The sequence below is a fragment of the Candidatus Methylomicrobium oryzae genome (assembly GCF_016745425.1).
Classification (GTDB): Bacteria; Pseudomonadota; Gammaproteobacteria; order Methylococcales; family Methylomonadaceae; genus Methylomicrobium; species Methylomicrobium oryzae.
Window position 1 is genome coordinate 119281 of sequence record NZ_JAERVK010000009.1, and the last position, 10635, is coordinate 129915.

A 10635-nucleotide genomic window follows, 5' to 3' on the forward strand; every position below is an offset into this window, starting at 1 on the left:
TAAGTAAATGGATACTGCCGCAATTGAGCGCAAAAGAAATAGGTTGTCTCGGGCTTATCAACTGGAGTCTGAGTACTGGCGCATGCGTACTGGCTATATGTCTGGCCAAGAGTTGCCTTCGAAGTTGCGATATGCTGCCAAGCTACTGGAATATCAATTTCTTCCTCATTATTTTGGAGAGTCGCCAGGTTGGAGAAAGCTGCTGAGGCAACTCGACGGCCAGCGTACGTTACCGGATTTTTGCGTTATCGGTGCGATAAAAAGTGGCACCAGTGACTTGGCGGTCAACATCCTGTTGCACCCCAATATCATGGTGCCGTTAGCCAAGGAGTTTTATAGGCCCGATCCTGAGGAGTGGCGAATATTTTATCCAACGAAACGGCAGAAGAAAGATCATGCGGCCCGATACGGTTTTGCGCTGTCTCCGTTTCTTGCGCCTTATCTTCATAAGATGGATGTAACTTATAGACTGTCGCAAGTGCAACCCAATACCAAAATTGTGCTTACCTTGAGGGATCCGGTTAAACGGGTTTATTCGCAGTGGAAGTGGGAGGTGTTTTTGTCCGGTAACAAACATGCTGCGGAGCTGCCGTTTTTGAGCTCATTTTCCACCTATGTTGATAGAGCGCTCTCGGTATTTCCGGGCTATCCGATGTATACGGCTACTGGTTTTGACCCGTTGCAAACGAGTATTTACTGGAAAGCTGTAAGTTACTGGATGGAGTGTTTCGGTCGAGACAACGTACTGGTGCTGGACGTGGCGGACTACTTTTTTGATAGCAATCGTTTTTTAAACCAAATTTATGAATTCGTCGGTTTGCCTAGTTTTGAGAGTCCTGTATTCACTAATAAAATAAACGAGAACCCTATTGTTTTGCCGCCGCCGGATGAGGAGAGTATGTCGAAACTTAATGAATTTTTTAAGCCCTATAATGAAAAGCTTTGGCTGCTATTAGGGAAAGAATTCGACTGGAGTTAAATGAAGACGCATTTTGCAAATTTCACTATCACCGATTGATCGAATTCAATCTGTCACACCTCGCTTCATCTATCCACTGTCATGGTCAACAAAAACCGGACACCTATTCATGCGGCACTTCTATAAAATTCCCGTTCGAATTCAATCGTTTTGCCGAAGGTCTGTCTGAAGAGAGGATATTACAATTCGTCACTATCACGGACAATGCGCGTCAATACTAAGAATATGAACCAGGTGACACTAATCGATAGCGAATGGTACTTGCTGACCTGCATGCGCTATATTGAGCTCAACCCGGTTCGCGCTGGCATGGTGGCCGATCCAATTGAATGCCCATGGTCGAGTTATCGTTTTAATGTGCTGGGCAAACTGATGACTAATTACCCCTCATGTCGAATTTCACCGCTTGGGAACTGACGGCAGCGCGTGTCGCGGCTTATAGGGCGCTGTTCAATCAGTCAATTTCCGAAACTCAAATTAACGAAATCAGAAAGGCGACTAACAAAGCATGGGCATTGGGAGACAGCCGCTTCAAGGAACGAATGCAATAGCAGCAGGCGTGGCGGGTAGAGCCATCCCCCAGAGACGGTGACAGGGAATCGGCCCAATTTAAAATCAATCGAGTCTAACCCCTTTGATATGAGCCTTTTGATTTGGCAAATACCTGCTCGATTCGGCAACGGGTTTTGGAGCGAGTCCGATTGCCTTGCTTTTCCCAGTCGGTCAGCGACTTGCCGCGAACGCCTTTGAGATGAATCCGGCTACAGTAGCCCTGGGCTTTTAATACGGATTAAGAGTTAAAGGTGTTACGTTGTGAAGCGGTCTATATAAAATCCCCCTGCCTCCCTTTTTCAAAGGGAGGCAGGGGGATTTGCTCTGCAAATAGTTGATGGGGTAATGCTGATGCAGTGCTTAATTCACATTTTAAAGTTTGCTTCGGCGGCGGTGTCTTTTTGGCGGTTTGTTCTTCGACCAACCTTCGAGCATTTCGCCTGCTTTAATTTGCGCGTTTTCGTGTGGGGTATTGCGCTGTACCGGGACTTTGACGAAGCTGGCATCGATCAGTTGTCCTTTACGGGCGATTAGGCCCTCCCGGTTCAATTGGCGGTTGAATTCGTTGAACAATCCCTCATTCAGTTTTTTACCTCTACCTCGAATTTTTAGAAGTTCCCTTGAAAATATTAATTCGATCCGCGGCCTGCTGCATGTGTTGCCGTAAGCTCAGCGGGCGCATATCTGTCCAGACTTCTTTGATATAGTCCAAGCATTCCTGTTTGAGACCTTTTGGGCCTACGGCCCGCCAACCGCCGGGGATCTCCTTATAATCCGGCCAGATGGAATATTGCTCTTCGTCATTTACAACGACCTGATAAATCGTAGTGTCTTCATCATCCCAACTCATCTTTTTCTCCGGGTTCAGGTGTAAAAGAAGCGAAGCGGATTGCTTCGCCAGTTAAAGTCTTCAATCAGGAGGACGAGCTAAGCTGCCTTTGTCCTCAGTCGTTGCTGAAATCGGCCTGATGTATTTTAAATTGTTTTCGGCAATGCAATAACGCCCGAGCGAGAAGCTTTTCAACAGCGCTGTCAGTAATATTCATTTCAATGGCGATTTCGGCATAGGTCATGCCGTAAACACGATTCAAAATGAATGCTTCTTTGGCTCGCTCGGGCAGGCCATCAACAATATTGGAAAAAATCGACAGCTTTTCATTAACGATTGCCTGGTGCTCGGCCGAAGGAAGTTCATCCGAAACGGTCACAGTGGGGTCGGTATTGTTTAGATGTTTCTCAACGACTTTACGGTGTTTGATATGGTCATAAGCCAAGTTTTTAGCGGTTTGAAAGAGAAAGCCTCGGGGGTGTTCGATAATCTGCTTGCGAGCCTCCCTGGAAAATATAATGAAACATTCCTGCACGAGTTCTGCGGCGATATCCGGGCAATCAACAATGCGTGATAAATGAAGTTGTAGTTCAGATCGATGGTTGATGTACACAGATTCAAAATTCATGCTCAATTTCCTAATGATTGTTATGTTGGCTTAGTCGGCTGCATTGATAGGGGTTGCAAAGTGTCACATGGCTAGATTGTTTGGCCGATAGTATGCAAATTTCCTAATTTTCCACGGTTAAAAAACGGTTATCGTTTAAACCGAAGCTTTGCATCAAAATTAAATCAATGCCCGATAACGCAAAAATCAAGCCAATCATTAATGTTTCTCAATATCAATAAGTTGTGTTTGCATAAGCGGGAGATTTGGATACCGAACAGGTGTAATGCCATATTGGAATGCGCCATATGACACAGTTTAATTGTCGTGATTGACTTGGCTTTCTGGGTTTAAATTGCATAAAAGTCGTTGTTATTGCGATGGCGCCGGGTACTCTGCCGAATTAAAAAAGATAGATTTTCAACGCGCGGGTGCGGTCAACGAATATGCTGAGGTTATTTCGTATTCAAAGCGTCTTCTATATGACGTGAATACCAAACTTAATCATGAAAGCACGTTCGGGTTTGTCTTCTTAGGCGCCGCAATCATGACGGAATGGTCGGAAACCCCAGCCCCTCCGTTTAAATCGATGCCGTTAAGTTTAGTTCCGAGGCGTTGTAGAGCTGGCTTTGCAAATGACGAAACCGAGCGACAAAGCCAGCTTTGTACTCCATTGAGAGGGCTTGACTCCGGCTTATCTTGCGTGCCGGACGGGTATTGATCCCATCCGTACCGTTCGGAGAGGTCCCCAAAAGCCGGCTTACAAGTCATTTTGAACAGCTCAAACCGAGACTGCAAACGTGCCGACGGAAGTTTCAACATGGCGCGCTTGCCCTGGGCGAATTTACGGCTTATCAGTGGGAGCGACATGCTATAAGGGGGCAGTATTTTTTCTATAACGTTACTGTTTATCAACTGGTTTAGTCATAGGACGGAGTCACTATGCTGCTATTTTTATGGCGCTCATCATGGATCACTATTACGGGGGTATTGCTGACGGGTGCCATCAGCGGCCTGAGTAATGCCGCGTTGATTGCATTTATCAATACCAGTCTAGTTGGCCAAAAGAATATCCCATACGCCATCGGGTGGTTTGCCGGATTGGCATTGACCGTATTGGCCAGTCGAACGGCATCTCTTTATTTGTTGAATCGATTCAGCACGCAATTGGTCCGGGATCTGCGGCTGCGTATCAGCCGGCTGATTTTGAATGCGCCGTATCCAAACTTGCAAAAGATGGGGAAATCGGCGCTGCTGAGTCATCTGACTGAAGACGTCACCGCCATAGCAAGCGCCAGCGAGCTTTTTCCGGTGCTCTGTATCAACTTTGCAATTCTGGTTGGCTGCATGACTTATTTGAGTTGGCTGTCTTGGCAATTGGCTCTCGTTCTTGCGGGCATCATTTTGTTTGGTATGACGACTTTCAATTTTTTCAAAGATATACCTCTTAGATCCGTCCGAATCGCACGCGGCGAATATGATGTGCTTGGCAGAGGTTTTACTGCGTTGACCGAAGGCGTTCGCGAACTGAAACTTCATCGCCGAAGAAGTGAAGCGTTTGTTTCCCAATCGCTTTCCAACAGTGCCGAAGCGTATCGGCGGCATTCTTTTCGCGCGGCTGCCGCTTACTTGTGGCTGAACCAATGGATTCAATTACTCTATTATCTGACCATCGGTGCGATTTTGTATGCCTTCCCCCTTTGGCAAACACTGAATCAAGAAATCATCAGCGGTTATGTTTTAGTGTTTTTATTCATGATGTCCCCTCTCACCATCGTGACGAACAGTTTACCGGCTTTCAGCCGCGCGAAAGTTTCGCTGGATAAGATTTTGCAACTCGATGAGAAGCTTGCTGAACGAAGCCTTGCCGAACGTCCGGCCGGGTTAGCGTTACAGAAAAGCTTTACGTCATTGACCCTTACCGGCGTTACCCATAGCTTTCACCGGGAAAAGGAAAACCGGAATTTCACGTTGGGACCGATAAATCTTGAGTTTCATCCCGGCGAGCTTGTGTTTCTGGTAGGCGGAAACGGCAGCGGCAAGACGACATTGGCAATGCTGTTGATCGGCCTGTACCATCCCGCAAGCGGCATGGTTTCATGGAACGGCTGCCCTGTCGATGGGCACAACCGGGATGCTTATATGCAGAACTTTTCGGTGATTTTCTCCGACTTTTACCTATTTGACGAGTTGTACGGCGTTGATGCGGTACAACATCGAGACGCCGTGGACGATTATTTACAGCGTTTACATCTTAACCATAAGGTAGAAATCATCAATGGCCGGTTTTCTTCGGTGAGCCTGTCCCAAGGGCAACGTAAGCGTCTGGCATTGTTGGTGGCTTATTTAGAGGACCGGCCCTTCTATGTGTTTGACGAATGGGCTGCCGATCAAGACCCGGAATTTAAACATGTGTTCTATACCGAGCTGTTGCCGGCACTGAAGGCGCGCGGCAAAACGGTTTTGGCGATCACGCACGATGAAAAGTATTTCTATCTGGCCGATCGATGCATCAAGCTCGATGAAGGCAATATTGCCGCAATTGAATATCCTCAGGGATACGCCGGGCACGGTGCGGTAAACGCTGAATGGCCGCGTCCGGCTCAAACAGAAACTTCGATTTCGTGATGCAGGCGGGCGGCAATGGCTAAACCGAAAAAATGGCTGAGTATTGGACTTGGCTTAATTGGATTACTCGTTATTGCAAGCGGATTGGGCTATCGCGGGTGGCTGCAATCGCTGCCTCTTCTGGACGGTGAGTTCAGATTGGCCGGCCTGTCTTCGCCGGCCAGCGTGGACACGGATGCTTACGGTATTCCGCTCATCAACGCCAATAACCGCATCGATGCGGCGCGCGTACTGGGTTATGTGACGGCCCGCGATCGGTTGTTTCAAATGGATTTGATGCGGCGCAAGAGCGCCGGGCGATTGGCGGAGATATTCGGTGAAATGGCGCTAAAAAGCGATATACAGTCAAGAATCTACGGCTTTAATGTCAAAGCGCGGCAAATATTGTCCAAGCAGTCGGCAATACATCGCCAGTATTTAGAGGCTTACGCGGAGGGCGTCAACAGTTATCTCCGGCAAAATCCTGCTTTGCCCTTTGAGTTCAAAGTACTCGGCTACCGGCCTGAGCCTTGGCAGGCTGAAGATTGCCTGCTGGTCGTGTTGGGGATGTTTGAAAACTTGACGGCCTGGGTTGAGCGCAGCGAGCGGATGCTCAGCATCATGGAGCGGACCCTGCCGCCCGAAGTACTGGCGTTTTTGACGCCGGACAGCGACCGGTTTACCGACGATTTGATGAAATTCGCCAAATCCCTTCGGCCTCCGCAAGGCATCCCCGCAGCCGCGATGCAAACCTTGCTGGCAGGCGGTGCGCCTGATTCGAAAAGCCTGGCCAAGGCTCCGGAGGAAACCCTGGCCGGCTCCAATGCCTGGGCGGTGAGCGGCGGCAAGACAAGCGACGGCCGCGCCATACTGGCGAATGATATGCATTTGGGGATTAGCGTCCCCAACATTTGGTACCGCGTTGAACTTCAATATTCCGCGGTGCGGGCAGCCGGCCTGAATTTGCCGGGCACTCCTTTTCTTATTTCAGGCAGTAACCGGCATATTGCCTGGGGGATAACCAACCTCAGCGGCGACTTTCTGGATTTGGTAAAACTTGAAATCAATCCCGACAACGCTCAGCAATACCGGCTCGGCGACCGTTGGCAAAATTTCGACGAACGGCATGAAACGATCCCTATCAAAGGCTCGGAGCCCAAGGCATTGACGGTGAGAGAAACGCAATGGGGGCCGGTCGCGGAGCAACCGTTATTGGAGCAGCCGGTTGCCATTCATTGGGTGGCTTTGGATGCGGACGCGGTTAATGTCGGCATTATGGATTTGGAAGAGAGTAAAACCCTGGAAGCGTCTTTGGCTATTGTAAAGCGGGGAGGCGGACCGCAATTGAACGTTTTATTGGCGGATGAACATGGGCATATTGCCTGGACATTGACCGGCAAGATTCCCCGGCGTTTTGGCGGGGACGGGGCAATCAGCCGTTCGTGGGCCGATGGTAAAACAGGATGGCAAGGCTATATCCAACCCGATGAAATGCCGCAGTCCATTGATCCTGCCGAAGGTTTTTTGGTATCAGCCAATGATCGGCGATTTGCGGCCGATTTTCCGTATGTCATTGGCCATCAATACGCTAACGGCTACCGGGCGTACCGAATCAATCAAAGGCTCAAGCAAGCGGCGGTCCATAGCGAATGGTCGTTGTTCAATCTTCAGCAAGATACGCGAACCGAATTTTATGACTATTACCAGCAGCTTGCATTAAAAGCCTTGTCGCCGGACGTTTTAGCGCAAAAGCCCGAATTAATTGCTTTACGGAACTATTTAATAAGCTGGAACGGCAGGGCCGATATTGCAAGTTTGGGATTGCCGATCTTGGTGGAATTCCGCAAGCAACTGATTGATTCGGTTTTCACGCCATTCTTAAATGCCTGCAGGCAAGTCGACAAAGATTTTGTGTATCACTGGAATTACGTCGATACCCCCTTACAAGCTTTGTTAAACGAAAAACCGGCGCAATTGTTGCCGGACGCCGCGCATCATAAGACGTGGAAGCAATTTATTCTGGCGCAATTGGAAACCGGTGCGGCCGCGGTGATGTCTCGCCATCCCGATGTCGGTCTGGCCGATCTGACGTGGGGCAAGCAGAACATCGTCGGTCACGCTCACCCTTTCTCCAAAGCCCTGCCTTTGCTTTCTCCCGCCTTGGATATGCCTCATCAACCGTTAGCGGGCTGCGGCGGGTTTTGTGTGCGGGTAACAGGCGCCGATTTTGGGGCGAGTGAGCGCTTGGTCGTCTCCCCGAATCACTTATCGGAAGGGATTTTACATATGCCGGGCGGACAATCCGGGCATCCGCTCTCAAGCTATTACAAGGATCAACAGGCTTTTTGGGTAGAGGGATTGCCCATGTCCTTGTTGACCGGCAAATCCCGACATAAACTGGTGTTAAGGCCGGAATGATCGGATTTGGAAAAGATAAAATGAGCTAACGAACGCAGACTTCGATAGAATAACCCGTTGTTTTTAAATTAGGTCAAGTAGTAGAGTATTTTGGAATCCGATCTGAATGACAATATAGACGAACAGGCTGTGGCGTGGTTTATCCGTTTACGGGCTGATAACGTAAGTAACGAAGATAGGAAGTCTTTCGATCGGTGGCTCGAACAAGCCGCCGATCACCGTCGTGCGTTTGATGAAGTTTGCGCCATGTGGGGCGATACTGCATTATTGAACAGCCTGAGAATCAATGCAAAATTACATGGCATTGCCCCTAAACGGCTTAAAAAGCGTTATATCAATCCCAAAATAGCATTGGCCCTTGCCGCGTGTTTGGTGCTTGCCGTGCCGCTTGTTGCCGGCCAAATGCGGATTCTATTGAGAGCGGACTATTCGTCGGCAATTGGAGAGCGTAAAACCGTTTTATTAGAGGATGGGTCCACCGCGATGCTTAACACGGACAGTGCCATTGCCGTCAGTATGAAAGACGGCAAGCGTTCCGTCGAACTGCTCAAGGGAGAAGTTTTTTTCGATGTTAAGCACGATCCCGGCCACCCTTTTTTGGTCCACGCGGATCATTCGACGACGCGCGTATTGGGCACGCGGTTCTTTGTTAATCATCGCAAAGAAGGTGACGAGATTAAGGTGCTCTCCGGCCGTGTCGAAGTATCCGATAATCCAATTTGGAAAGATCCTGTCGTTTTAGGCGAGGATGAGGCGGTCACCGTTTACGAGGCCTCATTGGGGCGCCCTAAAAAATTGGATTCGAAACTTTCTACGTCATGGATTAACGGATTTTTGGTGTACGAAAATGACACGCTAGAGGCAGTCATTGAGGCCATCAATCGGTATCGTCCGGGAATGGTTTTCTTTAAAGATGCTTCATTACGGCAACTGAAAATCAACGGTCGACTCAGCATCAAAGAGTCCCATGATATGCTGAAAGTGTTGCAAAGAACCCTGGATATTAAGATGACCTATGTAACCGACTGGGTCGTTATTATCGGATAGGCCATTAACGCGAGGCCGACCTGGGAAGAATGAAGTGATGATCGGCAAAATCCAAATTCTAAGCGCTTAGGATTTAGACGGGTATAACTTCCCGGTTTTAATCTGTTCGCATTGTGTAGCTTTTCAGCGCGAATGCATTCACTCCCCTCTTTGAAAAAGAGGGGGGCGGGGGAGATTTATTAAATAAATCCCCCTTGATCCCCCTTTTTCAAAGGGGGAAGTGAGCGTTTATTTCAGCCTCTCTCTAGCCTACTGATTTCGGGAAATTATTTGGAGCCAAATCCTTAGTGCGGTATTTTCGCGACTAAATCGTCTTCCTTCTAATACACGTTATTAAAAGATGAAGATTTTGGAGTTGTTATGAAAATCCGCCCGTTTTGGGTGCTGGTTCATCGCTATACCGGTTTAGGGATGACCCTTTTCTTAGTCGTTGTAGGACTGACCGGCAGTTTACTGGCGTTTTACAAAGAACTGGACGGCGCCATCAATCCCCATTTGTATGTTGAAGCGCACGGCCGTACGCCGCTCGATTTCGATACGCTCATAGAAAGTGCCGAGAGTCGCATCGTACCGCAGGCTAATGTGCAATCGTTATGGATGAGTTCTGCGGCGGTACAATTTTCGGTATCTCCACGTCAAAATGAGCAAACGGGCCAATCGTTCGAGTTGAATTACGATCAGCTGCTCCTTGATCCTTATACCGGCGCTGAATTGGGCCGGCGCCGTTGGGGAGTTATTTCGGAAGGCATGACCAATCTCATGCCTTTTATCTACAAGCTGCATTTCAACCTGGCATTGGATGATGCCGGCATGTGGATTTTAGGCATCACCGCCTTGATCTGGACTTTCGACTGTTTCGTCGGTTTTTATTTAACCTTGCCGGCCAAGGTGTTTGCCGCTCAACACAATCAACCGACCGCCTCGCCGTTTTGGCAGCGCTGGCGTCGCGCCTGGCTAATCAAATGGCGCGGTTCGCCTTTTCGAATCAACTACGATTTACACCGGGCCGGCGGACTATGGGTATGGTTGGCTTTATTGGTGTTCGCTTGGTCAAGTGTCTACATGAATCTGGGCGATACGGTCTATCAGAAAGTAATGCAATCAGTCAGCGACTTTCATCAACCCTGGACGGATATCGAAGATTTACCTGAACCCGTGGTTCATCCGGCCATTGATTTGCGCGAGGCGTATCGCTTGGGTCATCAAGCCATGACGCGTGCCGCTGCCGAACACGGTTTCCAAATCGAAACGCCCGTGTCAATTTGGATCAATCGCGCCAAAGGGTTCTACGTCTATTGTGTGCGCAGCAGCCTGGATATTCAGGATCATGAAGGTCAAACGCGCGTTGTGATCGATGCCAATAGCGGACAACAAAAAATGTTGCTGTTGCCTGCCGGCCAATATAACGGTAATACCGTAACCTCCTGGTTAATGGCCTTGCACATGGCTAACGTTTTCGGCTTGCCGTATAGGCTGTTTGTGTGTGTATTGGGCTTGGCCATTGTGATGTTATCCGTGACAGGCGTCGTAATCTGGTTAAAGAAGCGCCGTTGATGGCGATTCCACGGTTACCCATGCATAAATCCGGTAAAGAGC

8 protein-coding genes are annotated in these 10635 nt (G+C 48.9%); 6 read left to right on the forward strand and 2 right to left on the reverse strand.

Annotated elements, in window-relative coordinates; genetic code table 11:
* The first annotated feature begins 7 nt into the window (after positions 1–7).
* On the forward strand, positions 8–979 hold the full coding sequence (locus JJL52_RS11550; protein WP_202052566.1) for a sulfotransferase domain-containing protein: 972 nt from the start codon (positions 8–10) through the stop codon (positions 977–979).
* Positions 980–1368: 389 nt separating this feature from the next.
* On the forward strand, positions 1369–1530 hold the full coding sequence (locus JJL52_RS11555) for a hypothetical protein (protein WP_202052567.1): 162 nt from the start codon (positions 1369–1371) through the stop codon (positions 1528–1530).
* Between the two features lie 596 nt (positions 1531–2126).
* On the opposite strand, the gene JJL52_RS11560 is transcribed toward JJL52_RS11555, so the two are convergent.
* Complete coding sequence (locus JJL52_RS11560) at positions 2127–2381, reverse strand: MbtH family protein (protein ID WP_202052568.1); 255 nt, start codon at positions 2379–2381, stop codon at positions 2127–2129.
* Between the two features lie 94 nt (positions 2382–2475).
* Entirely contained in the window at positions 2476–2988 is a 513-nt protein-coding gene (locus JJL52_RS11565) for an RNA polymerase sigma factor (RefSeq protein WP_202052569.1), read from the reverse strand.
* A 921-nt stretch (positions 2989–3909) separates the two neighbouring features.
* On the opposite strand from JJL52_RS11565, the gene JJL52_RS11570 reads away from it, so the two are divergent.
* The 4 genes from JJL52_RS11570 to JJL52_RS11585 all read left to right on the forward strand — a co-directional run bounded on the left by JJL52_RS11570 (position 3910) and on the right by JJL52_RS11585 (position 10593).
* Positions 3910–5595: a cyclic peptide export ABC transporter gene (locus tag JJL52_RS11570; RefSeq protein ID WP_202052570.1), complete on the forward strand. Its 1686-nt coding sequence runs from the start codon at positions 3910–3912 to the stop codon at positions 5593–5595.
* Positions 5596–5610: 15 nt separating this feature from the next.
* Positions 5611–7992, forward strand: coding sequence for a penicillin acylase family protein (locus JJL52_RS11575; protein ID WP_202052571.1), 2382 nt, complete (start codon positions 5611–5613; stop codon positions 7990–7992).
* A 90-nt stretch (positions 7993–8082) separates the two neighbouring features.
* The gene (locus JJL52_RS11580; protein ID WP_202052572.1) at positions 8083–9039 is read left to right on the forward strand and encodes a FecR family protein; all 957 of its coding nucleotides are present in this window, start codon (positions 8083–8085) and stop codon (positions 9037–9039) included.
* A gap of 360 nt (positions 9040–9399) precedes the next feature.
* Positions 9400–10593: a PepSY-associated TM helix domain-containing protein gene (locus tag JJL52_RS11585; RefSeq protein ID WP_202052573.1), complete on the forward strand. Its 1194-nt coding sequence runs from the start codon at positions 9400–9402 to the stop codon at positions 10591–10593.
* The last annotated feature ends 42 nt before the right edge of the window (positions 10594–10635 follow it).